This window comes from Paraglaciecola sp. G1-13, from assembly GCF_055809255.1.
Genome location: NZ_CM147903.1, coordinates 4,334,383 through 4,361,073, shown reverse-complemented (window position 1 = coordinate 4,361,073; position 26,691 = coordinate 4,334,383). Strand labels below are relative to the sequence as shown.

Genomic DNA, 26,691 nt, shown 5'->3' with positions numbered 1-26,691 from the left:
CACTGTGTTTCCTCTAGTAGATCAAATTAACGTTAATCTACCGCGTACCACGTCGTTTTTAACAACGTTTACCAAAAGTAGCGGTTTGAACGAACAGTCATCTCATTTGATTAAGAAGTTTATGGTCACCTTTCTTTTATACTAATCCAATTAATAAGCTGTAGCTCATTAACGTGGAATGGTTTTAACGCCTTATAAGTCTGCGAAAATTACGCTCTATAGCAAAGTAAATTGCAGCTTTTAGAGATCGATATTCGACACTTAGTTGGCGACCAAACTTACATATAAGCACATGTCTATACTACTTAAGTAGATTTGCTTTGAATTAGCTATTCGAGCATGATGGAAAAATAATAATAAGAAGAAAAATATCAGTAGTCGTATGTCATCCAGTTTGGCAAAAAATTCGAGCCTAACGCTTTTAGCTAATTTGTCGTTCTCGCTAACGAATTGGTTGCTGTTAGTGGTGATTGCCAAAGTTTATGATGCCGCATTCTTAGGGCAATTTGTACTTGCTCTATCTATCGTCTCCCCCGTTTTCTTATTGTCTAGCCTAAAATTACGCACCCTCATAGTTGTAGATGTCGATAAGGAATATAGCCTCGAGCAGTATTTAGGCACTAGGTTATTACTTAGCTCTATCGGTTTGACACTTTCAATACTCTTAGGGATTAGCTTTTTTGATAATGTGCCCTTTTTGCTAATGTTACTAATCGGAATATATAAATGGTGCGATAGTTGGTGCGAATTATTTTATGCTTATTACCATCGAACTGGTCGGTTCGATACAGCGACCTTTTCACAATGTGGGCGCTCAGTGCTCAGTATCTCCGTCGTTATTATTATCGCGCTGCTAAGCGAGTCTGCCATTTTAATGGTGAGCGGTTGGGTAGCGACAACGGTTATATTTAGCGTTGTCGATACAGTGGTTTTCACAAACCTTCGACGAAGAAGCGAAACCATAAGTACCAATTGGATTTCGCTTTTATCGGTGCAATATGCAGTGCGCACCCCGCTACGTATTCTGAAAAAGTATTACACCCTGAGTTTATCTCTTGTGGTCGGTGCTTTATTCGTCTACATACCCAATTTTGTGATAGAGAAATATTCGGGCGTAGAGGCTGCAGGGGAGTTTGCTGCCGTGAGCTACTTTCTTATTGCAGGAGGTCTTCTCATTCACAGTGTATCGCAAGCGAGCTCACCTCGACTTGCAGTTTTTGCGAAGCAAGGAAACGGGAAAGAACTCATTAACCTTACATTTAAGATGTGCCTTATTGGGGCCGCTATCGGTGTATCTGGTGTGATCGTGGCGTTGGTTGCTGGTGAGTTTTTCCTCGAATTATTTTATAACCCTAAAATAGCTCTTTTATCTGAGGAGCTAACTTGGGTGTTGGTCGCCGCTGCAATTCGATATATCTATATATTCATTGGTACCGCAATGAACGCACTAAAACAATTTCATACGCAAACATATATTTATGCGGTTGGTACTCTATGCGTATTAGTCGCCTGCTTATTTTGGGTGCCCGAATACGGCTCATTAGGGGCGGCAAAAGCAATGGTATTCGCTACCTGCATAGAATGCGTTTTGTTCGGTTTTTTCTTTTGGAGAAACGTGAGAATAAAGGGAAAAACTCATGACTAAAAAAGTATTGCACGTGTTTGGCATTATGAATCGTGGCGGTGCTGAGCTTAGGACCTTATCTACGCTAGAAAAAATGCGCAAGCTGGGCGTTGAATACGAGTTCCTAGTGCTAAGTGGTCAGAAAGGTGTACTTGACCAAGAAATTACTGAACGAGGTAGCAAGGTTCACTATTGCCCTTTAAGTCTCACTTTCTTTTTTCAGTTCATGTCTATTTTAAAAGCGGGAAAGTATGACGTTGTGCATTCTCATGTTTCACTCGTCTCGGGAGTTATATTGTTTATCTCGTGGTTAGGCGGAATAAAAAGGCGCGTTGCACATTTTAGAAGTACTCATGATGTAGAGAATCCAAGTGTATTAAGGCGTATAAGGGACAAGCTTCTTAGGAGATTACTGCTGACTTTCTCGCACTATATTGCTGGTGTATGTGAAGCAACGTTAGATGCATTCTGGCATGTTGACTGGAGAGCAGATAGCCGTTTTAAAGTGATCTATAACGGCTTTGAGCAGCATAATGTCGTGCACCGAGAGAATTTTTGGCAGGATGATTTAGGTATCAGCGCTGATAATAAAATTATTATCAATGTGTCTCGGATGCATGAGCAAAAAAATCATCCTCGGTTAGTCGAAATTTTTTGCGAATACTGCCAAAAAAATAATGACGCCGTTCTAGTCTTGGTAGGAAAAGAAGACCCAGAGATAAAACAGCAACTACAAAGAATGAGTGCTTTAAATAACGTAGACGAGCGCATTTTTTATTTAGGCGAAAAAGCTCAAGTATTACCATTTATGAAGCACGCAGACATAATGCTTTTTCCGTCGAAATGGGAGGGATTGCCAGGTGCGGTATTAGAAGCGGCTAGTTTAGGTGTTCCTGTTTTAGCATCAGACATCCCGGGAGTACTAGAGATCGCACAGCAGCTTGATGTGGTGCATTACTTCCCGTTAGCACAAAGCGATCAGAGCTGGGCGCAGCAGGTTACACAGTTGTTGTCACAACCTGTGGATCACGAGGTAGGACGACAGACCTTTAAAAGTAGTGTGTTCCAGTTAGATAACAACGTTAAACAACTGCATGCACTTTACGCTTGATACGGGATTAATTAAAAAAATAATCGGGATTTGGGTTCTCGCCATGGGCAGCGTGTTTGTGTTCGCTGGGTACATTGACGTTTTTGAGACACCTCGGGCCGAGTTGGAGTCTTTTACCACTTTTACATGGTTGTTAGTGTCAATCATTTTGGCAAATACTTTGCCTAAAGGTATTTGGTCTATTTGCTATATATATTTCATTGTCTTTGGCATTTTTCACGGAGGCTTAATATTAGTTAACTCAGTTAACTTGATTACCGATCACGATACGCTTTATCAAATTAGTTTCTGGTTCAATAGTAACCAAACTGAAAATGCTATTCATATGATAAATCTAGCTTTTTTGGGATTTGGCATTGGCGCAATGGTGTTTTCTAAGGTGGTTAGAACTGAGCAAAATGTTAGCCCAGGGGACGAAGAGTATAACCGTCGTTTGTATCATATCGGTGGGGGCATATTAGTTGTTTTTATTGTTCTGTTTTTTCTCGTCGCTATCGCAACAGGGGCGATATATTCATATGGCGCTTATCTTCGGGTGGTAGACAGCAACCCACTGGTTGGAATTATCTTCACTTACATTTATGTGTTCATATCTTTGGCCTTAGTTTTAGTGGCAGTGGCGCATGACAAAGCGTTTGGTTATCTATATTTTGCTTTTTTTGGTGTATGGGCCTTGTTCGCATTCAAACTGGGCTTACGTGGTGAAGTCATGTTCCCCAGTGCCGTAACAGCATGCATGTTAGGCAGAAAAGGTCGTGTAATGAATGGTTTTTTGTTGCTAGCAATGATTGTCGTATTTTTAGTTGCAGCAGGTATTGTTAAGAACGCTCGTGTCTCAGGAAGTTATGAAGGAGGTGCGGATTTTAATCCTCTAAACGCTGTTGCAGAAATGGGCTCAAGTTTACGGGCCGTACAAGAAGTGATTAGCTGGCGTGAAAAAGGAGATGATCTATTACTTGGTGCAAGTTACTGGGCGCCTATTGAAAGGCAACTTGCACTCGTTATTCCGCAATTAGATAGAGTAAAAGCTGAAGATGATGATCGGCTTCTAAATGTCAAAGTCATCAAAGTGGCTGGACCGATCGGCTTTTCACCCGTAGCGGAAGCCTATCTCAATTTTGGCGAAAAAGGGGTACTGATTATATTCTTCTTGTTTGGCGGTTTGATGGCCAAGTTAGACAATATGCCCTCTAGTACTAAAACTGATATATTGATTGGTGTTGGCTTGGCGCCGCTATTTATCATGATTAGAAATAGTTTCGCTCATGTACCAGTGCAGATAATATTTGGCTGTGCATTTGCAATGTTTTTTATGTTTTTAGCCCACAAAAGAAAAGAATAATAATAATGGAAGTAGTGGTGACTTGTGAGTTTCGTTTTTATCGAACACCTGATCAAAAGGTTTGGACGAGCAGCGCGTTTTTATATCATTTTTGGCAGAGATACTTAGCTACGTTCAAAAAAGTGATTGTGGTTGCACGTATTCAAAATGTTGACGCTCCTCAGCAAAGTTGGCACTTATCCAGTGGGCTTGACGTTACCTTTGTAGGGCTACCCTACTATGTAGGTTTTGCCGGGTTACTAAGAAACTTTCGCAAAATTCGAATGACAATTAACGCTGTTGTCACTCCTCAAAGAGCTGTTATCTATCGAGTACCCTCTCAGTCAGCAATGTTAGCGAGCTTTGGAACCGCTGCCAAACAAAGGTTTGCATTAGAAGTCGTTGGTGACCCTCTTGACGTATTCAATGCTGGTATAACAAATGGCCCATTAGACAAAATCTTAGGTTGGGTTAGCTACATTGGCCTCAGGTATATGGCAAAAAACTCACTTGCCGCTTGCTATGTGACGAAGGAATACTTGCAACGTCGCTACCCAGTATCAAATGGTGCTCTGAGTGTTGGCTGTTCGGATATAGAGTTACCAGCTGCTAGTTATGTCACCCAAGCTAGGGTGTTTAATACTCCAGGAAAACAGTTAGTTTTCGTGGGTTCTTTTTCGCAAATGTACAAAGGGCCCGACCTTCTCATCCACGCTATTTCGCATCTTAAAAAGCAGGGGCTGACCTATAACGTCACTATGCTAGGTGGCGGGATTTTTTTGCAAGAAATGCAAGCTTTGGCGGAAAAGCTCGAATGTAGCGAACTCATACATTTTGCCGGCGAAGTGGGGCATGCCGACGTTATTCAATATTTGGATAATGCAGATGCCTTTGTGATGCCATCTCGCACTGAAGGCTTACCAAGAGCCTTAATTGAAGCAATGGCTCGTGGCTTGCCTTGCATCGCCTCAAATGTCGGTGGGATCCCCGAGTTACTCGATAACGCCTCTTTGGTTGAAAATAACAACTGGTCGCAACTAGCTGAAAAGATTCAAGGATTACTATCATCGCCAGAATCAATGTCTCAAGCTTCTCAGCGGAATTTGGAATGTGCAAGACGTTATGAAATGGAATTATTAGCTAAAAGACGGGGGGACTTTTATCAATCATATTTTGATTTGAAGTCTAATTACTCATGAAAGTTCTGCATTTATTAAAAACTGCAGTGGGCGCTAGTTGGGCCTTACGCCAAACTTCCGAGTTGGTAAAGCTAGGTATTGAAGTACACCTTGTTTTACCAGAGGGACCGATGGTTGGGCGTTATAAAGACGCTGGGGTCGTGGTGCATATATTCGATCCTTCGATAGTGCTTAAACAGCCATGGAAAAATATCGCAAGGGCTAAAAAACTGCGCCAAATAGTCGAGGAGGTTAAGCCTGATATCATTCATAGTCACTTTGTCGCTACTACGCTACTGATGCGTTTAGCGCTTCGAGGCTACGCTATTCCGCGTATTTTTCATGTACCGGGGCCGTTGCACCTTGAGCATTGGGGCTTTCGCCAAGCCGAGTTAGCCACTGCCAATAGTGATGACTATTGGTTGGCATCCTGCCTTTGGACAAAAAATGCCTATAAGTCATACGGCATTGATTCACAACGGGTAGGATTAGCGTATTACGGTGTAAACGCGGATGATTTTTCATTTACCTCGCCAGCTAATGACAACCTCGCATCTCAATTAGGGTTGGCACAAGATACCTTTATAGTCGGGATGGTGGCTTATTTTTACGGACCTAAAGCGTACCTTGGGCAAAAACGTGGGTTAAAAGGGCATGAAGACTTAATTGATGCTATCGCCATTGTTCGAAAGCGTTATCCGAATGTGAAATGCCTATTTGTTGGTGGTCCATGGGCAGGTGCTGACAAATACTTCACGCAAGTGCAACAGTATGCACACCAGCAAGCTCCTGATAGCTGCGTATTCATGGGCTTACGAAACGATGTGCCTAAGCTGTATCCGCAATTTGATTTAGCGGTTCATCCCTCGCATTCTGAAAACGTCGGCGGTGCAGTAGAGTCAATGTACGCTGGGGTAGCAACGCTGACTTCAAATGTTGGTGGCTTTCCTGATTTAGTTGAAGATGGCGTTACTGGTTATATGGCACCAGCAAAAGCACCTGAACTGCTTGCACAGAAAATAATACAGGCCATTGAGCACCCTGAGGAGCGAAAAAGACTGACTGCAAATGCCAGTATTCGTGTCGCTAATATTATGAATGTGCAGCTTAACGCTAAGCAGATCACTGAGTTTTATCAACAAGTATTGTCTCAAAGAACTGAGCCTGTGGTATTGCCTGAGCGGGGCGACCGAAATGCTTAAACGATTGCTAGATGTACTGCTGGTGTGCATGGCTTTACTGCTGCTTTGGCCTGTTATTCTGACCACTGCTTTACTCGTGCGTGTACTTTTAGGCGGTCCTGTGTTCTTTAGGCAACCACGACCCGGGCGCGACGATCGTGTGTTCAATATGATTAAATTTCGCAGCATGACCAATGAAACCGATGCGAATGGCCAATGGTTACCCGATGAAGTCAGGTTAACGTCGTTCGGACGATTTTTGCGCCGTAGCAGTTTAGATGAGCTCCCCGGATTACTAAATGTACTTCGTGGGGACATGAGTTTGGTCGGCCCTCGGCCACTGCTCGTTGAATATTTACCGCTCTATAATGCAGAGCAAAAGCGTCGCCATGACGTGCGTCCAGGCATTACTGGTTGGGCGCAGGTCAATGGGCGTAATAATTTATCTTGGGAAGATAAGTTCACACTCGATGTGTGGTACGTGCAAAATCGCAGTGTTGCACTGGATATTAAAATTCTATTTTTAACCATTCTTAAGGTCCTACAAAGGGCTGATATAGAACAAGATGGGCACGTAACCATGGCCAAATTTACTGGCTCTGGAAATACTAGGGGCGAGCAACATGATCAATAAACTCATTATTATAGGAGCAAGCGGTCATGGCAAAGTCGCGGCTGACTGCGCTGAAGTGAGCCGCCGATTTAGCGATATCCGCTTTCTAGATCAAGCCTACCCGCAGCAGCAAGCGAATGCCCACTGGAACGTGGTAGGGCATGCGGATGACGCCGCGAAATATGTGGCAAGCGATACGTTATTTTTTGTGGCCATTGGCAATAATGCCATCCGTGCGAAAGTAACGGCCGAATTGCTAGCGCAGCATTGCTCTTTTGCCACGCTGGTACACCCAAGTGCGCACGTCAGCCGGCACAGTGAAATTGGCTTGGGTTCGCTTATCTGCGCCAATGCGACAGTCAATATCGCCAGTAAAGTAGGTCAAGGGTGCATTATTAATACAGCGGCCAGTATTGACCACGACTGCGTGTTAGGTGACTTCGTGCATGTTGCCCCTGGCTCACGGCTGGCGGGCAATGTGACTGTAGATGAGCAAAGTTTTATCGGCATAGGTAGTGCCGTTATTCAAGGTTGCACTATTGGCCAACGCAGTATAGTGGGAGCCGGCTCCACTGTGCTTTCAAATGTTTCTGACCACACGGTTGTAGCTGGTAGTCCAGCTAAGAAAATTAATAATAATAATTAAGCATCTTAGATGATGCGAGGTAACACTATGTTAAACGGACCTTTTTCCCCTTGGCCGAACTACGATGAAGCTGAGAAGTCAGCGGTGTTGTCAGTCCTTGACTCTAATAAGGTAAATTACTGGACGGGGCAGCAGTGCAGAGAATTTGAGAAAGCATTTGCGCATTATACTCATTGTGAATATGCGGTCGCAGTGGCAAATGGGACCGTCGCATTAGATTTAGCATGGCAGGCGCTGGATATGCCAAAAGACAGCGAAGTCATTGTTACCTCACGCACGTTTATTGCGTCTATTTCATCCATTGTTTTGGCCGGTTTAGTGCCTGTTTTCGCAGATATAGAGCTTGACTCTCAAAATATCAGCGCCGAGACCATACGTCAGAAAATTACTCGCAACACCAAAGCTATTCTGTGTGTACATCTGGCTGGTTGGCCTTGCGAAATGGACGATATTTTAGCCTTAGCGAATGAGCATGACCTCTATGTGGTAGAAGACTGCGCCCAAGCGCACGGCGCGACCTACAAAGGCAAGCCGGTAGGCAGTATCGGTGATATCGGCGCGTGGTCTTTTTGTCAGGATAAAATCATGACGACGGCCGGTGAAGGTGGCATGGTAACGACCAACAATAAGTCACTCTGGGAAAAAGTCTGGGCATTTAAAGATCATGGCAAATCTTGGTCAGCGGTATATGAAAAAGAGCATCAACCTGGCTTTCGTTGGTTACATGAAAGCTTTGGTACTAACTGGCGAATGACTGAAATTCAGGGGGCTGTAGGCTTACAACAACTGAAAAAAATGCCAACTTGGATGCAGCAGCGCCAAGCGTACGCTAAACAAATTTTTGCAACCGCCGGAAAGTCTGATGCCTTGTATGTTCCGCAAATTCCCGCGTATATCGAACACGCGTTTTATAAGTGCTATGTGTACGTGCGACCTGAAAGTCTCAAACCCGAGTGGAGCCGTGATCGTATTATCGATGCAATTAACAAGCTCAATGTGCCGTGTTTCTCCGGCTCCTGCTCAGAAGTTTATCTAGAAAAGGCCTTTGATGATTCAGGCTATCGCCCAGCACAGCCTTTAGTCAATGCAGTCACTTTGGGTCAGAACTCGTTAATGTTTCTGGTGCATCCCACATTAACCGACGATGAGATTTCGCGCACTTGCCAAGCCATTGAGCAAGTGATGGACGAGGCTACCCAATCATGAAACTCGATAGGCTGTTTTCACTGAGCTCTCGAGCTAAATTTTCACTGTCTGTTGGATGGGACTTAGGCGCATTGTTTGCAAGTATTTTGGTGGCATATTGGTTACGAATCGGCATCGAAGACTGGCATTTTGCTGCAAGTGAGTGGTTGGTCATCATTTTGAATTGTATTTTCGCCTTGAGTCTTATGACGTTTTTCGGCCATTATCAACAAATGGTGCGTTACATCGACTTACGCGCGATTTACCTTATTTTTATCGCGCTGAGTTTATCCGCCTTGTATTTATTTGCGGCGCGCTATGCCTTTCAGGCTTTTGTTCCCACCACGGTACCTTTCATCTATTTGACCTTGGCGATGTTCTTAATTGTCGCTCCACGGTTGCTGATACAAACCACTGTTCAAACACAAAATTATAAAATTCGTGAAAAATGTATTATCTTCGGCGCCTCTCAAGCAGGGCGCTCTTTAGCCCAAACGCTGCGTACGGGTAATGATTTGTTGCCCGTTGCATTTGTCGATGACAAGAAGCTTTTTCAAGGGAAGCAGGTGATGGGGTTGCAGGTGTATGCTCGAGAAGATATCCCCGAGCTGGTTCGAAAGTATGGCGTCAACAAGATGTTACTAGCCGTAAATAACTCATCCCATGGGCGCCGAAAAGAGCTTATCGCCGAGTTAGAACCCTTTGCCATTGAGCTGTTGAGTATCCCAAATATTCAAGATATTTTGTCGGGCAAACGAAAAATCGATGAGCTGCGGGAAATCAAGATTGAAGAACTGTTGGGACGCGAGCCTGTGCCACCGATCGTTGAGTTACTGGATACCAATATCCGTCGCAAGCGGGTTATGGTGACCGGGGCTGGTGGGTCTATTGGCAGTGAACTGTGCCGACAAATCGCTATGTCTAACCCCGAGTCTTTAATATTATTTGAGTTATCAGAATTCAACTTATACCAAATTGAAGGTGAGCTTTCTAAGCTTTACCCTGATATTAAGATTGTTCCTATTTTGGCCAGTATTCAAGACAACGAAATACTACGAAGCGCCATTGACGCCCATAAAATACAAACTATCTACCACGCGGCAGCGTATAAACATGTGCCTATGGTGGAGTCGAATCCTTTGGCTGGGCTGCGTAACAACGTATTTGGCACCGCGAATGTAGCGCTAGCAGCCATAGAGTTTGATGTGGAAAAATTCGTACTGATTTCAACGGACAAAGCGGTGCGCCCCACCAATGTAATGGGCGCCACTAAGCGCTTTGCGGAATTGATCGTACAAGGTATTGCCGATCTCGAGTCTTCCACTCAGTTCGCCATCGTCAGATTCGGTAATGTCCTTGGCTCATCAGGCTCGGTTGTGCCCTTATTCACTCGGCAGATACAAGCAGGCGGTCCTATCACCGTTACCCACCCGGATATTATTCGCTTTTTTATGACCATTCCAGAAGCCGCTCAACTGGTGATCCAAGCTGGGGCAATGGGCAAAAAAGGCGAAGTGTTTGTGTTGGATATGGGCGACCCAGTGAAAATAGTCGATTTAGCGCAAAAAATGGCGCATTTGATGGGACATACGCTGAAGACTGAAACGCAGCCAGATGGAAATATAGAGCTTAAATTTTCCGGTTTACGACCAGGTGAGAAGCTCTATGAAGAGTTACTAATTGACGATGCTGATACCACTACAAAGCACCCCAGAATTATGGGCGCCGATGAGAGTAAATTGCCTTTCGAGGAAGTAGTGATGCTGCTAGATGAGTTGAATTATGAGTTGACCCAGCAAAATGAAGCTAAAGCGAAGGAAATCTTAATTGATGCGCCACTTGCTTATGCGCCAGCGGCGCATTAATTGTCATGTATGTCGTTCTATGGTCGATACAATCAGGATGTGCTCATTATCTCACTGCTAAGGCCTAGATTTTTGCGAATACGTATTTTATTCATAATCATGCTGTGTATCTCAACGCTCTCGCAGGCTCAGGAAAGTACGTTTTTCATGGGCACTGGAGACGTTATCGTGATTAACATTTATGGTGAGCCAGATTTGAATCAACGTGTGCGCATTGATAAAACGGGTGACATACGTATGCCTTTTATCGGAATGGTAAATGCCATCGGTAAAACCGCCAGTCAACTCGCCGCTGAAATAGAGGCTGCCTATCTCGATGGTTACCTTGTTGAGCCAAATGTGAATGTGGTAATCGAGCGTTTTCGCCCTTTCTTTATCAAAGGAGCGGTAAAAAACGTGGGTGCTTACGATTTTCAGTTTGACCTCAGTATTGATGAAGCAATTGCTGTTGCGGGTGGCCTTAAAGAGCGAGCGTCTAAAAGTAAATGGTTCATTATCCGCGGCGCAGATAAAAAACGTATCCCCGTACAAGCAGAGAAAATGGTGCACCCAGGTGACATTATTATTATCGAAGAAAGCCTATTTTAACCATGGATGCCAATCGAGACTTTACCTTAAAGCAGGAACGTTCATTAGATATCTTCGATATCTTGACTTTCTTGTGGCGTAAAAAGTTTCGAATCATCATCACAGCTGGGCTGCTGGCATCGTTAGGTGCTTACTACGTCATCCATCTACCAAAAATTTACGTTGCCAGCAGCATCCTGCTATTGAGCGCCAAAGACAGTGGATTGACCTTACCCTCAAGCCTATCTGCCATTACCAGTGGTGAAGACACTCGCCAAGATACCTACATTGAATTCATGCGCTCTCGCCAATTCGTGCAAACTGTTGTGGATGATTTAGCTCTGTACAATTTGCATGAATATCAACAGTCGACCGACGGCGGCTACGTCTCAGAGAAAGACTATGCGACTACCAAGTTACTTAAACAATTCAGCGTTTCAAAACTAAGCAATACTGATATGTTGAAGATCACGGTTGAGTCGTTAACACCCAGCAGTGCCGCTGAGATTGCTAATCACATAGGGCCAGCCTTTTTTGCTTATTATGCGCTTATCAATCGTCAAAAAGCAGACTCGAAATCCCAATGGTTAAATGACCAATTAAATGAATTAAAAACCAGTTTAAGTCAGTCAGAAGAAAGGCTACTGACGTTCTTGCGCGATAATGAATTGGTTGATGTAGAGAGCCAGGTGGACCTGGCAAAAAGTGAGATTGCAGGGCTCATCTCTCAGAAAATTCATATTGATAGAGCGGTCGCTGAATCACAAGGCAGTATGGTGCAATTAGCGACTATCTCGGGAGGGCAACAAGATTATTTGCAGATACCCGCTATTCAAAACAACGCTCTCATCCGTGATTTGCGTATTCGCCGAGGGCAACAGCAATTACTCATGGAAGGGGTAACGAAACGGTATTTACACAAACACCCTAAATATATTGCCGCAAAAGCCGGGCTAGAGGCGATTGATACTGAATTTACTATGCTGATAAACCAATTGGTTAACGGTTTACGCAATAGCAATGAAACACTCAGAGCGCGGCAACGCGACATACTCGCGCAAATTCAAAAAACCAAAGAGCGCCACGCCAATTTAGGTAAGCATTCCATGCAGATATCTCGCATGCAGCGTGAAATCGAGTCAACACAGCATTTATATGAAATGTTTCTGTCGCGCTTGCAAGAAACTGAAATTCTAAAAGATCTAGATGACGGCGATGACTTTGCCATTGTCGACTCCGCATCGGAGCCAACGTTTCCCGCTAAGCCAAAAGTGGTTATGGGTATCGCACTGTCAGTTATATTTTCATGTGTATTTAGTTTTGGCTTTTGGCTTATTTTGCACTTGATCAGTGACAAATATACGCGTTTCAAAAGTATGTTATCTAACTTGGATGTGCCCATTTTGAGTATGGTGCCAAGAATTAAGCAGACCAAAGCTAATAAAGGTAAACCATTTGCACTGTCAATGCATTCAGAGGGGGAGCGCAATTATCAATATTTCGAAGCTATACGCTCATTGCGTACTGGACTGCTGGTAAAAAATAATCAGCATAAAAATGCGGTTATTGCCGTGACAAGCATTGGTGAGCGAGACGGCAAAAGTGAAATATCGACCAGCTTGGCTGATTCATTCAGCAGGATGGAAAAAACTTTGTTAATTGATGTGGACTTACGAAAGCCTAAAATTGCTGAAATGTTTGACATTGATGCTAATTTACCCGGGCTTACCAGCTTTTTGGGAAATAAAAGTAGCTTCAGCAAATGTATTCATGCCGTTCACAGTAGCCCATTGATGTTAATGCCTAGTGGCCCTCTACCACCAGATCCATTAGCCTACATCTCTAAACCCCGATTTGCGGCATTTTTACGTAAACTAAGAGGGTATTATGAGCGCGTGGTAATAGAAACGCCGCCAATTAACACTGTCAGCGATGCAATCGCTGTCGGTAAGTTTGTCGATGGTGTCATTATTGTTTGTGACGCGGAAAGGAATGAGGGGGCCGATTTATTATTAGCCTTGCAAAGAGTCCACGAAGCCGAATTGCCTTTACTAGGGGTGGTGTTTAATCGAGTAAAAGACTTGCGTTCGAACATGAATAAGCGGCAAGGTCTTGTTAGCCGGCTAAAACGTGCTTTTGGCATACGCTAGTGGCATAAATTAGCGAACTGGATCACGCCTTTGTTTTTTGCTCGCCCTTGGCTAAAATAGCGCAAAATCGCCAATCGGTTGTTATATTGAAATCTCTGCAACAGCTCCACACCTTTGGGTTACCCGCACACTGTACTGACTTTGTCAGTATTAAAAGTGTGCACAGTGCACACACCTTTATCGCTCAACACCAAAAACAGCCCTTTTACCTGTTAGGACAGGGCAGCAATACCGCCTTTGTGGCTGATTATAAAGGCACGGTGGCAGAAGTAGCGCTTAAGGGAATTTGCGTGCAAGAGAATGAATCGCACTACATCATTAAGGCAGCCGCGGGGGAAAGTTGGCATGAACTGGTCGTTTATTGCCTGAAACACACCATGTATGGATTTGAAAATTTAGCACTTATCCCAGGTACTGTCGGCGCAGCGCCAATTCAGAATATTGGTGCTTACGGTGTTGAAGTTGAGCGCTTTATTCAATCTGTTCAATATATCGACTTGAAGACGAATCAAGTTCACAGTATTGCAGCAAAAGATTGCGAGTTTGGTTATCGAGACAGTATTTTCAAGCATGCCCTATGGCAAAAGGCCATGATTGTGGGGGTAACCTTCTTATTGCCAAAAGCGTGGCAGCCCGTTGTTACTTATGGTGAATTAGCTGCTTTACATGCCCCAAGTGCACAGGACATATTTAACAAGGTAGTAGAAGTACGCCAAGCAAAATTGCCCGATCCTAATGTATTGGGCAATGCTGGTAGTTTCTTCAAAAATCCCATTATCAGTTGCGATAACCTTGCAGCATTGCACCAGCAGTTCCCATCAATGCCTTTCTATCCCTTAGATACTAGGACAGTAAAAATACCCGCCGCATGGCTAATCGATCAGCTAGGTTTTAAAGGGCAGTTTGAAGGCGGGATTCGTTGTCATCCCAAACAAGCGCTCGTATTAACAAATGCCGAGCAAGGCACAGGCGAGCAACTTTTATCGCTAGCTAGGCGGATTAAAAATGCTGTTGCAGAGCAGTTCAGCATTGACTTAGAGCACGAAGTACAACTTATTGGCGCCAAGGGAAGGATTTTATTATGAAGCAGGGCATGAGCAAACAGTCAGATATCTTTCGTAATCATATAGTCCAGGCATTGGCAAATGGGCAGTTCTGCTCAGGGGAATTGTTGGGAGAGCAGCTTGGCATATCCAGAGCGGCGGTATCTAAATATATAAAATCTCTCACAGAACTTGGATTAAACATTTTTAGCGTCACGGGTAAAGGATATCGACTCGCGGAGCCAATTCAGTTGCTTGATGAAGCGTTAATCAGCAAACATTGTGAGCACTTTGCTCCTACTCAACTAACGCTGTTAAACGTGGTCGACTCCACTAATCAATACCTAAAGGAGCGTATTGGGTCCTTACATAATGGTGATGTGTGCTTGGCGGAAGCGCAAACCGCAGGGAGGGGAAGGCGAGGTCGCACTTGGGTTTCCCCTTATGGAGCGAGTTTGTATTTATCGCAGTTTTGGCAGTTTGCTGGTGGTTATCAATCGATTGGAGGTTTGAGCTTGGCAGTCGGCGTGGCCATCACTCAAGCATTAGAAACCGCAGGCTACCAAGATGTGCAGTTGAAATGGCCTAACGATATTTATGCCCAAGGCAAAAAATTAGCGGGGGTATTAATTGAAGTGGAAGGGCAAATGGGCAGCGCTTGTGATTGCATCATCGGTGTTGGACTTAATATGGCACTTGATATGGGCTGTGAGCGCATAGACCAACCTTGGATTGATTTAGCCACTCTAAACCCAGACGGCTTTGATCGTAATCGAGTCAGTGCGCTGCTATTAGATGAACTTACCCGCTGTGCTGACCTCTTTAGCCAAGCTGGGCTAGAGCCTTTCCTTGAAAAGTGGCGAAACAGAAACGTGTACCAGGATAAACCCGTTTATTTAATAATCGGTAACAAAACCGTGCATGGCATTTGTAAAGGTATTGATAAAACCGGGGCACTTTTATTAGAGCAAGAAGACGGCATTCAAGCGTACAGTGGTGGAGAAATAAGTGTCAGAGCAAGCTAACGCGCTTTTATTAGATATAGGCAACAGCTTTATTAAAAGCGCTCACGTCAAAATCAGTGAGCGGGTATTTGAGCAGCCGCTTATTGTCACTCGGTGCAATGAGGTGAGCAAACTTCGCGAGCAGATTAAAGCAAGTCAGCGGGTCGTTGCTGCAGCCGTCGGTCAGGGTCAACAAGTCAAATTACTGGAATCGCTGTGCGCCGAGCTTCATGTGCCTCTGACCTTAGCTAAATCCCAAGCTCAGGCTTTTTCGATGCGGTGTGCATATCGCAATTTTTCGACATTAGGTGTGGACCGATGGCTAGCGGTAATTGCAGGGCGGCGAATAAGTAACACAGATGCGTATTGTGTTATTGACTTAGGCACCGCAAATACCTGCGATGTAGTGATTGGGCATCAACATCTCGGTGGCTGGATTGCTCCTGGTTTTAGCTTAATGCGCGATAGCCTGATTAAAAATACTGAATTGGTGTTCGCCAACGATGACTTTCCAAATAATTTAACCCTAGGTGAGCAAACAGTCGATTGTGTGAATATGGGGTGTGCCGCAGCCGTAAATGGATTTATTTACGCCGCTGAACAAAAAATGCGTGAGAGAAAAAGCGAATATACAGTGATCATCACAGGCGGCGGCCAAGAGCTAATCAAAAAAAACGCACCTAAACATTACTATTTTCATAAAAATTTAGTTTTATTGGGCTTACTCGAATATTTATTTACCTAAATATCGCTTATTTATCTGCTGTAAAAACAAACAAAAAGGCCTTATAAAGGCAAATTAGCTGCAATTTTAGCCAAACGATACAAAAAAAGTAATTTTTTAATAATTGCCTCTTGCGTGATCGGAAATGTTGCTCTAATATCCGCACCCACTTGATGACGTGCCGACTTAGCTCAGTTGGTAGAGCAACTGACTTGTAATCAGTAGGTCACCAGTTCGACTCCGGTAGTCGGCACCATCAATCTGGAGGGGTACCCAAGCGGTCAACGGGATCAGACTGTAAATCTGACGGCTCAGCCTTCGCAGGTTCGAATCCTGCCCCCTCCACCACTTTTTCAAAAGTGAAGTGGCTAGAGAGAATGTGATGTGCGGACATCGTATAAAGGCTATTACCTCAGCCTTCCAAGCTGATGATGAGGGTTCGATTCCCTCTGTCCGCTCCAATCAGTGCTGATATGGCTCAGTTGGTAGAGCGCACCCTTGGTAAGGGTGAGGTCGGCAGTTCGAATCTGCCTATCAGCACCACTTTCTCTCCCCAGTTCAAAAAGTAAACACAATTTCTTATCACAATTTGCTGGGGAATAGACAATGGCAAAAGCAAAGTTTGAACGCACTAAACCGCATGTAAACGTCGGTACAATCGGCCACGTTGACCACGGTAAAACCACTCTAACAGCAGCAATTACTACTGTACTAGCAAAAACGTACGGTGGTGCAGCATCTGCATTCGATCAAATCGATAACGCTCCTGAAGAGCGCGAGCGTGGTATCACAATTTCAACGTCTCACGTTGAATACGATACGCCTACTCGTCACTACGCACACGTTGACTGTCCTGGACACGCCGATTATGTAAAAAACATGATCACTGGTGCTGCTCAAATGGATGGCGCGATTCTAGTAGTAGCAGCGACCGATGGTCCTATGCCACAAACACGTGAGCACATCTTGTTAGGCCGTCAGGTTGGCGTACCTTTCATGGTTGTTTTCATGAACAAATGTGACATGGTTGACGACGAAGAATTGTTAGAATTGGTAGAGATGGAAGTACGTGAATTGCTTTCAGAATATGAATTCCCTGGCGACGACTTACCAGTAATCCAAGGTTCAGCGCTTAAAGCCCTAGAAGGCGAAGAGCAATGGGAAGCAAAAATCATTGAGCTTGCAGAAGCTCTTGATAGCTACATCCCAGAGCCAGAGCGTGACATCGACAAGCCTTTCCTACTTCCAATTGAAGATGTATTCTCAATTTCAGGTCGTGGTACGGTTGTAACAGGTCGTGTTGAGCGTGGTATCGTAAACACAGGTGATGCAGTAGAAATCGTTGGTATGAAAGATACAACGACTTCAACGGTAACTGGTGTTGAAATGTTCCGTAAATTGCTTGACGAAGGTCGTGCTGGTGAGAACATCGGTGCATTGCTTCGTGGTACTAAGCGTGAAGATGTTGAGCGTGGTCAAGTACTAGCTAAGCCTGGTTCAATCAACCCACACACTCAATTCGAAGCTGAAGTATACGTACTAAGCAAAGACGAAGGTGGCCGTCATACTCCATTCTTCAAAGGTTACCGTCCACAGTTCTACTTCCGTACAACTGACGTAACAGGTGCTGTAGAGCTTCCTGAAGGCGTAGAAATGGTAATGCCTGGTGACAACTTGAAATTCGTAGTTGAATTGATTGCTCCTATCGCGATGGACGAAGGTTTACGCTTCGCAATCCGTGAAGGTGGCCGCACAGTAGGTGCAGGCGTTGTTGCAAAAATCATTGCTTAATTACTAGCAAATTGATTTGAAAAAAAGGTCACTTCGGTGGCCTTTTTTTATGTCTATACAAAATGGGGTTTAATCCGTCCATGGTGATGCGGCCAGCCCGATATCCGTATCGGTCGTTCAACCGGCTGGCGCAGTGCGCCAGAAAGCCTCCTGTTTCACCCTTTTTTGTGCCTGCACGTATAGTGTGGCTCCAAGCGGATTATTCCGTGACAAAATCGTCGGGAACGATTTTGAACATGCGAAGCATGGCCCGTAGGGCGTAGGGCAGGATGCCCGGAGTAACGTGGCCGCACAGTAGGTGCAGGCGTTGTTGCAAAAATCATTGCTTAATAGCTAGCAAATTGATTTGAAAGAAAGGTCACTTCGGTGGCCTTTTTTATGTCTATACAAAACGGGGTTGAACCCGTCCATGGTGATGCAACTAGATGTCACTGCGCACAAAGCGGGGGTAATCCTTCCTCAGTGGTGGGGCCCGCTTTTAGAGTGATGTAGCTATATGTAGCTGTGTACAAAATGCGGTTTAACCCTTCTCTGGCCACGCGGTCCAGGGCACACAATCCTGTCTGCCCGTTCAATCAGGCGGCGCAATGCGCCTAAATAAACTGATTTCACCCATGCCAGTCGTTCAACCGGCTAGTGCCGCGCGCCAGAAAGCCTCTGATTTCATCCTTTTTGGTGTTTGTCATAAAGTTAAATGTAGAGGTTGGCGCCTTCCAGATTGATAATTTGCCTGTACTTTGAAGTGGTGTTAAGTATTATCCGATAAGTAACACTAAGTGGCAGACGTGATGATAAAGCAGGTAATGGTAGTTCTCTTTTTAAGCTTGCTATCACTTATCATATTGGCAAAAGCCACCCAGCAAAATATTACTCTGCGCGTTGGCGTCCCTGCGGTACCTCCTTTCGCTTATATAGATGAAGACCAACAGCTCGTTGGCTCTGTTGTCGGCTTAGATGATAACCTACAAATGATAGGTAAAGATTTCAGTGATTTTGGAGAGCGATTTGAATTAATCGAGCAAGAAACTTGCTTGCATTTCTCTAAGCAATCACAATCTAGAAGTACCATTAGTAAACTTGAAGCAGCAATAAAAGCTCATTACAAATCAGACCGTCTGTACGATATTTATGCGGGAGCGTATCCATTAAATAGGTATGGTGGTTCACTAGTTATGATAGATAATGAAAGTACTCATTGCTGACTGCTTTAAAATGCCATGTCATGGCAAATGTGAAAACCAAATAAGGAATTTAGATGAATTATTCAGCGTTAGGTCGCAGTGGCCTATCCGTTTCCCGCGTGTGCTTAGGATCAATGACATGGGGTGTACAAAACACCCAACAAGATGCAGATGAGCAGATTGAATATGCGCTATCTCAAGGTGTAAATTTTATTGATACCGCCGAGCTGTATCCTGTGCCGCCATCAGGAGACAAGTACGGTCATACAGAAATGATCATCGGGGATTGGTTAAAGCGTAATCCATCGAAGCGTAAGGACATTATTTTAGCGTCTAAAATTGTTGGCCCAGGTCTGAGTTATATTCGTAGCGGTAGCAAAATATCTGCGGAGTCAGTTGTTCAAGCTGTTGATGCATCCTTGAAGCGCTTAAACACTGATTATATTGACCTTTATCAGTTGCATTGGCCGAATCGTATCTCTCCACATTTTGCTAAACATGCTGTGGGTCGCGTGCGGTTTTCTGATACAGACAAAGCCGCTGAAACCGCGCAGATGCTCGCTATCCTAGAAGCACTTAACACCTGTATTAAACAAGGAAAAATCCGCTATTGTGGCCTTTCAAATGAAACGCCATGGGGCTTGCAGCAGTACCTGAATTTAAGCAAAGAACACGATTTGCCGCGCATGGTTTCCATGCAAAATGAATTTAGTTTATTACACGCTAAAGATTGGCCATACCTGATTGAAAGTTGCGTGGCAGAGGATATAGCGTATTTGCCTTGGTCACCTTTGGCTGGAGGTGCACTAAGTGGTAAATATTTAAATAACCAGCGCCCCGAAGGCAGCCGTTGGACGTTCGAACAACGCAACGGTATTTTCAGAGACACCAAAGGTACAGAAGCCGCTATTCGTGGTTATGTTGAGGTGGCCAAAGCCCATGGCTTAACCCCCTGTGAATTGGCCTTAGCTTGGTGTGACAATGTGGAAGGTATTACATCAACTATCATTGGTGCAACGAGTATGTCTCAGTTAAAAGAAAACATTGCAGCCTTCGCCAAGCCTTTAAATGAACAAGCATTAAAGGATACCAGCGATGTCCTTAGGCAATACCCTGCGCCCTTCTAGTCGTTGTAATCGTTCCGCAGCGCTAGCGACATGGCTTTTAATAAGCAAAAATTAACGAGGTACTATGAGCAGACAAGCGACCCCTATTTTTAACTGGCAAGATCCGCTTGCGCTGAACTCACTTCTGCATGAAGACGAAAAGCTGATTGCAGATGCAGCGCATGAGTACTGCCAGCAAAAACTCATGCCCAGAATATTGCATGGTAATCGTGGTGAATACTTCGATCGTGACATTATGTATGAAATGGGCGAGTTGGGTTTGCTAGGAAGTACTTTGCCTCAAAAATATGGCTGCGCTGAGGTAAACCATGTGAGTTATGGCTTGATAGCCAGAGAAGTCGAGCGAGTCGACAGCGGTTATCGTAGTGCCATGAGCGTGCAATCTTCTTTGGTGATGTTTCCTATCTACGCTTTTGGTAGCGAAGCGCAGAAGCAGCGCTATCTGCCAAAACTAGCTAGCGGTGAATGGGTGGGCTGCTTTGGTTTGACTGAGCCGAATTCTGGTTCTGATCCCGCAAGTATGTTGACGCAAGCTAAGGAGGTCGATGGTGGATATTGTCTCAATGGCAGTAAAATGTGGATCACTAACTCACCGATCGCTGATGTGTTTGTCATTTGGGGCAAGCTCAATGGCGCGATCCGGGGCTTCATATTAGAGAAAAATATGCAGGGTTTGAGTGCACCAAAAATAGAAGGTAAGTTTTCATTGAGGGCGTCTGTGACCGGTGAGGTTGTGATGCAGGATGTGTTTGTTCCCGTTGAGAACATTTTGCCAGACGTGGAAGGCCTCAAAGGGCCGTTCAGCTGCCTAAATAAGGCACGATATGGCATTGCGTGGGGCAGTTTAGGAGCAGCTGAATTCTGTTGGCATCAAGCAAGGCAATATTGTTTGGACAGAGAGCAATTCTCGCGCCCATTGGCGGCTAACCAACTGATACAAAAAAAACTGGCTGATATGCAAACAGAAATATCAATTGGTCTCTTGGCGTGCTTGCAGGCTGGCCGGTTAATGGACACAAACGCCTTACCCCCTGAAGCGATTTCATTAATCAAACGCAACTCGTGTGGTAAGGCATTAGATATTGCACGTACGTCAAGAGATATGCACGGGGCTAATGGCATTTCTGATGAGTTTCACATTATTCGCCATGTACTCAACCTTGAAGCGGTGAATACCTACGAGGGGACTCACGATGTGCATGCGCTTATTCTGGGAAGGGCGCAGACGGGGTTATCAGCTTTTGTGTAGGGCTGGCACTTAGGTACTCACAAAATTGCGCAAAGGGTAACGGGCGGCTGAACAAATAGCCCTGGGCAAGATTACAGTGATTGAGCTGCAAAAAGTTACGTTGCAGCTCAGTTTCAACACCTTCGGCAATAACATTCAACTTCAAGCTATGGGCCATGGCGATAATCGCTAAAATAATGGCTTTGTCGTTTTCGTCACTAACCAAATCCTGCACGAATGAGCGATCAATTTTTATATGATCAATAGGCAGCTTTTTAAGATAGGAAAGTGAACTATAGCCAGTGCCAAAATCATCTATCGACACGCTGACACCGAGTTTTCTTACCTCGGTTAGTAAGTACTGCACCTTGTCGTAATTATCAACTAATACACCTTCTGTTAACTCTAGCTCCAATTGATTTGGCAGGATATGACTGTTCTGGATCGAGCCTCGAATAAACTCTAATAAATGACGATCACTGATTTGCCGAGGCGACAAATTCACGGATAACTTACAGCTGTAACCCCTATGGTTTAGGGTGCTTATCATTTCACATGCCCGAGAGATCACCCATTTACCAATAGGCACAATGAGACCCGTTTGCTCTGCAATCGGGATAAACTCATCAGGCCCGATGCGCTCGCCGTCTAAACGGTTCCAGCGTAGCAATGCTTCTGCTTTTAGAATGGTGCCGCTTGTTAGGTCCAACATAGGTTGCAAAAATAGCTCGAACTCATGATTAGTGATGGCGCTTTGCAAAGCGTTCTCTAATTCAATGATGCGCTGAGAGGCTTCTTTCAATTCTTGAGAATAAAATTGAACGCTGCTTTTAGAGGCTTTTTTAGCGTTGAAAACCGCAAGATCAGCAAACTTCATCAAGGTTTCAGCGTCATCAGCGTCTCGGGGGAAGCTAGCAGCACCAATGTTTAAACCGATTTCACAATGTGTTCCGTTAGGCAAAAAGAAAGGCTGAACAGCGGCGTCAATCAGCTTGTGACCAAGATCAATACATTGCTGTTCAGTAACAGTTTTTTGCCTAATAATCGCAAACTCGCCTCCGCCGATACGGGCAAACATGTCACCTTCGCTAATATGCGGCGTAATGCGCTCAACCAATTCTTTAATAATTTGGTCACCTCGGGAGTGACCGTGAATTTCATTAATACGCTTAAAGTTTTTTATGTCCAAATACAGGACATAGAAAGGCATTGCATTATTAACTGACTGCTCCAATTGCATCCAAAAATATTGGCGATTCGGAATATCGGTCAGGGCATCATAATAGGTTAGCTTCTCGTTATTCTGCAGAAGATGCTTCACCTGAGAAATGTCACTCAGCATAAACACCCAGTGGGTAATTTGTTGAAAGTCGGCTTTTACTGGGTAAATGGATAACTTAATCCATTTGCCTGTGCCCGGTGGTTTTAACCAAAATAGCTCGCCGCTCCAGCGGCTGCCTGTACTAATGACCCTTTCAAACTCGGGGTATTGCTTCTCGAATAGCTGCAAAATAATTTCGTAAGGCTGAGTTTCTGGCTGCGTTATATGAGTATCAAAGAGACTGTATAAAGCAGGATTTTGGCTTATAGGTTGCAAATTGGGTGATAATATTGCGACCCCTATATCGGTTTTTTCGATCACTTCATTGATCGGTTGCTGAATGCTTTTTAGATCAGAAGACTGATTCAGCATGTCATCCAAACGTTGATGAACATATTCTTGCTGGGCGACAATTTTATCATTTGACAGGAGGAGTTCACGGGCTGACTGAAGTGTTTGTTGGCGCTGCTGAAATTGCTCAATCACATTATGAATTACGATATAGCAATCACCCTTGTCCATGCTCGCGTAGGCATTGAGCTTAAGCTCGTTATCTTCTATTTCTTCGTTCCAAATGCCTGATTCAATTTTTCCATAATCAGCGTACTCCCAAAACTCTTCTGCTTGCATCAAAAAATCGTCTAAAAAGGGGCTGTCAGTAGGTGTGGTGAATGCTTTGTTATCTCTTGCACCTGGAAGCAGTAAATCTATCCATGCATTTTCTGCGTAAACGGTTTCGAAATGTTGTGCGTCGATACGTTTAAAAATACAACAATCGATAATTCCAAGTGCTTTCAAAAGAGATAATTTCATTGTTCAGCCTCACTTAGTAACTGTTGAGCCAACGTTGAAAATAGAAGCTCTACATTGTCTCCCGTCTTCGCGCTTGTCCGGAATGTATGACTGAACGGGCTTGATAACTCTGCTAACTCATCTTCTTCCCAATGCCACGCAGTACTTAAATCCGCTTTGTTAATGGCCAAAATGGCCGGTATGTTGGCGACGTCTTTTGCTAAATTGTAGATTTCTATGCCTTCAATCAGTGATTGCGAGCGCGTATGATCGACCACAATGATGATAGCGGCTGCGCCTCTGAGATACTTAGGCTGAAAGCCGCAATAGCGGTCGATTCCTTCAATGTCCCACAGCATGAACTGAACTGTGTTGCTTTCGCATTGGACTTGCTTCTTGTCTATCTTGACGCCAATCGAAGTGAGGTATTTTTCAGAAAAAATACCCTCAACGTATTGTTTTATGAGGCTAGTTTTCCCCACTCCAGAGGCACCGAGTACACATATTTTTTTTTGGATCATAATTGTCTAGCTGTCCATTACGGCTGTGTGGCATGAGTTTTTATAACATTAAACAGCACCTTACGAGCACCATTGCCTGCTGCGGGCACGTCAACAATGCCAATACCGATAGCATTTAACTTATCGGCTGGGATCCCACGCATCTGCAATGCATTTTTTACTGTCTGGGCACGTTTGATGCTCAACACTTCATTATAGGACCGTGAACCTTGTGCGTCACTGGCGCCAATAACGATGAAGCTCATTTCTTGCTCCGTTTGCTTGGCAAGATTCAATAGTGTTTTACCAATCTCTGCGACAGTGCTGATACCATCTTTCGCTTCAGGTGTCAGTTGTGAGCTATTGATGGCAAACTCAATCGAAGCACCGTTAAATTGGTTAATTTTGAGGTCGATAAGCGTCTGGATGCTCTCAACGTCATCCATTTGTAGCGTGAGTGGGTCGGTAACACTAATTTGCCCTAGCACACTCTCGCTATCCAGCATCCCCGGCAACTGCTGAACACGATTTCGTAAGTCAAAATACTGCTGTTGATCAAGCTCACCACTGATTGAATTGTTCGCTAAAGTTAAGCTCGGATATTGCACCAATACGTTACTAAGGCGACTTTGCATGATGGGCTCTTCAAGAGACAGATAAGGCTTTTCAGTCACACGCACCATCTCCTGTGGAATATTTTGCTCAGCCAACCAACTGTTGATTTTTTCGGCGTTAGGGTCTCGCAGTATATCTATTGATATGTCTTTAATGCCGTTCCGTTGGGCCTGTACGAGCATGATCCCAGCCTCTTGATTGATACTAGATATTTTCTGTACGTAGTTTTGTATTTGCCACAGTTTGTAACTGTAATAGCCAGCCCCAATCGCGATAAAAAGCAATATCCCCCATGCCATCCAAGGTTTTGACTCTTTTGCTTTCTCGCTGTCTTTTAACTCAGAGACCAAGCAGTCAGCAAGTTGTTGGTCGCAATCGGCAAAGGCCGACGCATCGCCCTTGAATTCCCTCAACTGAGGCTCATATAGCGTATGAATTTCTTCAATCGTTTGCTGTAATTGGTTCGCTACTTTTTGCGGCATATTTCCCGTTACCGCAGCAACTAAAATGGCACTTGGCCCTGCTTTGAGAACTAAGGTGAAATCGTCGGTTTTGACAATATCTAAGCCTTGCTCTTGACCGTCTTTATTTGGCCTGAAGGAGTCTGAAACGAAATCATTAATGGCCGTCAGCATGGACGATATCAAGTCTGCATCAGCTGACGATTGCTGATTGTAGGCAAGGGTATTAAGCAGTAAACCAGTTTCCCTATGGATTAAAAAGACCTGCTCTACACGGTAGTTAAATGTTTGACTGGCAATATAAGTGGCGTAGGGTATCCCTGCTTGTCGAGCTTGGAAGCGCCATGTGAGCCCTTTGATAGTTAGACTGTTTTCAAGTAGTTGGTTGGTTCGTTCGATAAACTCGGTCAAAAATGCCGTAACGGATTTTCTTACTACACTGCCAACTATGGGGTACAGATAACCGACAAATTGCTCTTTACGATTGGATACAGAGTACTCAACTGATTTGTCGACTAACGGCGCCATCACTTTTTTTACACTACCGTCTTTGTCTTGGCGATCTTTGAAGGCTTCTGAAAAGACCTCACTGACAATCGTTCTAGCATTTTGACGAAGGGCTTGGGTGATGTGTTGATTATCTCTACCAAACAGAATTCTCCGCAGCTCTTGAAGTTGCGGGTCGTGTTCAGACTCGTTACTACTTCCCTGAGTCGACATGATAAAGGTTACTCATCATCGCCAGTTTCTAAGTTTGAAGCTACAGTAGACAGTAATTTAGCCAAGGTTTTGCGATCTGTTTTGCTGGCATTGAGCTCATTTGAGACTTGAGTAAGCTGAGCCAAAGCTTGTTTGAGTTGCTCAGAGAACTTATTCGACAATGTCGCTAAGTCGTGATCGATACGCTTATGTATTTCATCTGTTTCTTGTTTGTTGGCTGCCTCTGCCATTTCCAATTCACTAGAGAGATTCTTGTTCAGTGTGAACAACTCGCTTGCTTTGGCATCTTGGTCTTTATCCGCGTTGAGGAGTTTATCTTCCAACTGATGAACATGCTTTTCTAAAGCAGCTTGAAGTTGCGAAAATTGACGGGAGGTTTGTTGTTCTAGGTGTTTTAGTTGGGCTTGTAAGCTTTGTCCTAACTGGTCGATTTTTTGCTCTAAGTCCTGTTGAGCATCACCAAAAACGATTTGCCGAAGTTGCGCTAATTCAGTTGTAGGATTTTGCTTATCAGTTTTGTCTTGGGACTGCTTATTTGTCATCTGAATTTCCTTGTGGCAGCAACAATAAAAAGTCTAATTTTTTATACAACAATAAAGCGTTCTGTCTGATATACAAACACTTTTTTATCAAAAAGTAGACGTTGTGGCTAATAAAACAACAGTAAATGACTGCCTTTGCCTGAACTCTAACGTTTGTTTAGCGAATTAGGTACTATATGCGTGTAACTGTGAAAGCAGATA

Annotated in this window: 22 protein-coding genes and 4 tRNA genes; 22 read left to right on the top strand and 4 right to left on the bottom strand. The window is 44.2% G+C overall.

Translation table 11 applies throughout. From position 1 onward, the window contains the following. The first annotated feature begins 382 nt into the window (after positions 1–382). The 22 genes from AC0L6N_RS18455 to AC0L6N_RS18350 all read left to right on the top strand — a co-directional run bounded on the left by AC0L6N_RS18455 (position 383) and on the right by AC0L6N_RS18350 (position 21,560). Complete coding sequence (locus tag AC0L6N_RS18455; RefSeq protein WP_473476682.1) at positions 383–1,645, top strand: lipopolysaccharide biosynthesis protein; 1,263 nt, start codon at positions 383–385, stop codon at positions 1,643–1,645. After that, a complete protein-coding gene (locus tag AC0L6N_RS18450) occupies positions 1,638–2,735 on the top strand; it encodes a glycosyltransferase (RefSeq protein WP_473476680.1) in 1,098 nt (365 codons plus the stop codon). Before AC0L6N_RS18455 ends, AC0L6N_RS18450 begins: the two co-directional genes overlap by 8 nt. After that, a complete protein-coding gene (gene wzy, locus AC0L6N_RS18445; protein ID WP_473476678.1) occupies positions 2,719–4,077 on the top strand; it encodes an O-antigen polysaccharide polymerase Wzy in 1,359 nt (452 codons plus the stop codon). Before AC0L6N_RS18450 ends, wzy begins: the two co-directional genes overlap by 17 nt. A gap of 5 nt (positions 4,078–4,082) precedes the next feature. Continuing rightward, positions 4,083–5,255: a glycosyltransferase gene (locus tag AC0L6N_RS18440; protein WP_473476676.1), complete on the top strand. Its 1,173-nt coding sequence runs from the start codon at positions 4,083–4,085 to the stop codon at positions 5,253–5,255. Continuing rightward, positions 5,252–6,436: a glycosyltransferase gene (locus tag AC0L6N_RS18435; protein WP_473476674.1), complete on the top strand. Its 1,185-nt coding sequence runs from the start codon at positions 5,252–5,254 to the stop codon at positions 6,434–6,436. The genes AC0L6N_RS18440 and AC0L6N_RS18435 overlap by 4 nt, the downstream gene beginning before the upstream one ends. Beyond that, on the top strand, positions 6,429–7,049 hold the full coding sequence (locus AC0L6N_RS18430; protein WP_473476672.1) for a sugar transferase: 621 nt from the start codon (positions 6,429–6,431) through the stop codon (positions 7,047–7,049). Before AC0L6N_RS18435 ends, AC0L6N_RS18430 begins: the two co-directional genes overlap by 8 nt. After that, positions 7,039–7,674 (top strand): acetyltransferase, encoded by a 636-nt coding sequence (locus AC0L6N_RS18425; RefSeq protein ID WP_473476670.1) that lies wholly within the window; start codon positions 7,039–7,041, stop codon positions 7,672–7,674. Before AC0L6N_RS18430 ends, AC0L6N_RS18425 begins: the two co-directional genes overlap by 11 nt. Positions 7,675–7,701: 27 nt before the next feature. Further along, entirely contained in the window at positions 7,702–8,880 is a 1,179-nt protein-coding gene (locus AC0L6N_RS18420; protein WP_473476667.1) for a DegT/DnrJ/EryC1/StrS family aminotransferase, read from the top strand. After that, positions 8,877–10,724 (top strand): polysaccharide biosynthesis protein, encoded by a 1,848-nt coding sequence (locus AC0L6N_RS18415; protein WP_473476665.1) that lies wholly within the window; start codon positions 8,877–8,879, stop codon positions 10,722–10,724. The genes AC0L6N_RS18420 and AC0L6N_RS18415 overlap by 4 nt, the downstream gene beginning before the upstream one ends. 99 nt (positions 10,725–10,823) lie before the next feature. Then, entirely contained in the window at positions 10,824–11,312 is a 489-nt protein-coding gene (locus AC0L6N_RS18410; RefSeq protein WP_473481376.1) for a polysaccharide biosynthesis/export family protein, read from the top strand. Between the two features lie 2 nt (positions 11,313–11,314). Continuing rightward, on the top strand, positions 11,315–13,441 hold the full coding sequence (locus AC0L6N_RS18405) for a GumC family protein (RefSeq protein ID WP_011576700.1): 2,127 nt from the start codon (positions 11,315–11,317) through the stop codon (positions 13,439–13,441). Between the two features lie 86 nt (positions 13,442–13,527). Further along, positions 13,528–14,526: a UDP-N-acetylmuramate dehydrogenase gene (gene murB, locus AC0L6N_RS18400; RefSeq protein WP_473476662.1), complete on the top strand. Its 999-nt coding sequence runs from the start codon at positions 13,528–13,530 to the stop codon at positions 14,524–14,526. After that, positions 14,523–15,509, top strand: coding sequence for a bifunctional biotin--[acetyl-CoA-carboxylase] ligase/biotin operon repressor BirA (gene birA, locus AC0L6N_RS18395; RefSeq protein ID WP_473476660.1), 987 nt, complete (start codon positions 14,523–14,525; stop codon positions 15,507–15,509). Before murB ends, birA begins: the two co-directional genes overlap by 4 nt. Then, positions 15,493–16,233 carry a type III pantothenate kinase gene (locus AC0L6N_RS18390; RefSeq protein WP_473476658.1) on the top strand — a complete coding sequence of 247 codons (741 nt, stop codon included), beginning with the start codon at positions 15,493–15,495 and terminating at the stop codon, positions 16,231–16,233. The genes birA and AC0L6N_RS18390 overlap by 17 nt, the downstream gene beginning before the upstream one ends. A 159-nt stretch (positions 16,234–16,392) precedes the next feature. Continuing rightward, positions 16,393–16,468, top strand: a tRNA-Thr gene (locus tag AC0L6N_RS18385). A gap of 7 nt (positions 16,469–16,475) precedes the next feature. Next, positions 16,476–16,560: transfer RNA gene (locus tag AC0L6N_RS18380), tRNA-Tyr, on the top strand. A 38-nt stretch (positions 16,561–16,598) separates the two neighbouring features. Next, positions 16,599–16,673, top strand: a tRNA-Gly gene (locus AC0L6N_RS18375). A 6-nt stretch (positions 16,674–16,679) separates the two neighbouring features. Beyond that, a tRNA-Thr gene (locus AC0L6N_RS18370) sits at positions 16,680–16,755 on the top strand. A 63-nt stretch (positions 16,756–16,818) separates the two neighbouring features. Beyond that, on the top strand, positions 16,819–18,003 hold the full coding sequence (tuf, locus tag AC0L6N_RS18365) for an elongation factor Tu (RefSeq protein ID WP_011573501.1): 1,185 nt from the start codon (positions 16,819–16,821) through the stop codon (positions 18,001–18,003). A gap of 776 nt (positions 18,004–18,779) precedes the next feature. Beyond that, positions 18,780–19,205, top strand: a complete 426-nt coding sequence (locus AC0L6N_RS18360; RefSeq protein ID WP_473476656.1) for a hypothetical protein — start codon at positions 18,780–18,782, stop codon at positions 19,203–19,205. 53 nt (positions 19,206–19,258) lie between these two features. Then, complete coding sequence (locus AC0L6N_RS18355) at positions 19,259–20,311, top strand: aldo/keto reductase (protein WP_473476654.1); 1,053 nt, start codon at positions 19,259–19,261, stop codon at positions 20,309–20,311. Positions 20,312–20,375: 64 nt separating this feature from the next. After that, entirely contained in the window at positions 20,376–21,560 is a 1,185-nt protein-coding gene (locus AC0L6N_RS18350; RefSeq protein ID WP_473476652.1) for an acyl-CoA dehydrogenase, read from the top strand. Here AC0L6N_RS18350 and AC0L6N_RS18345 read toward each other — a convergent pair. Genes AC0L6N_RS18345 through AC0L6N_RS18330 form a run of 4 tightly spaced genes read right to left on the bottom strand, consistent with a single transcriptional unit; the run spans position 21,517 to position 26,490 of the window. After that, complete coding sequence (locus AC0L6N_RS18345) at positions 21,517–23,673, bottom strand: putative bifunctional diguanylate cyclase/phosphodiesterase (protein WP_473476649.1); 2,157 nt, start codon at positions 23,671–23,673, stop codon at positions 21,517–21,519. The genes AC0L6N_RS18350 and AC0L6N_RS18345 overlap by 44 nt on opposite strands. Then, complete coding sequence (locus AC0L6N_RS18340; RefSeq protein WP_011576692.1) at positions 23,670–24,173, bottom strand: Rab family GTPase; 504 nt, start codon at positions 24,171–24,173, stop codon at positions 23,670–23,672. Before AC0L6N_RS18340 ends, AC0L6N_RS18345 begins: the two co-directional genes overlap by 4 nt. A 17-nt stretch (positions 24,174–24,190) precedes the next feature. Continuing rightward, complete coding sequence (locus AC0L6N_RS18335) at positions 24,191–25,948, bottom strand: OmpA family protein (protein WP_473476647.1); 1,758 nt, start codon at positions 25,946–25,948, stop codon at positions 24,191–24,193. Positions 25,949–25,956: 8 nt separating this feature from the next. After that, positions 25,957–26,490, bottom strand: a complete 534-nt coding sequence (locus AC0L6N_RS18330) for a hypothetical protein (RefSeq protein ID WP_473476645.1) — start codon at positions 26,488–26,490, stop codon at positions 25,957–25,959. Positions 26,491–26,691: the final 201 nt, after the last annotated feature.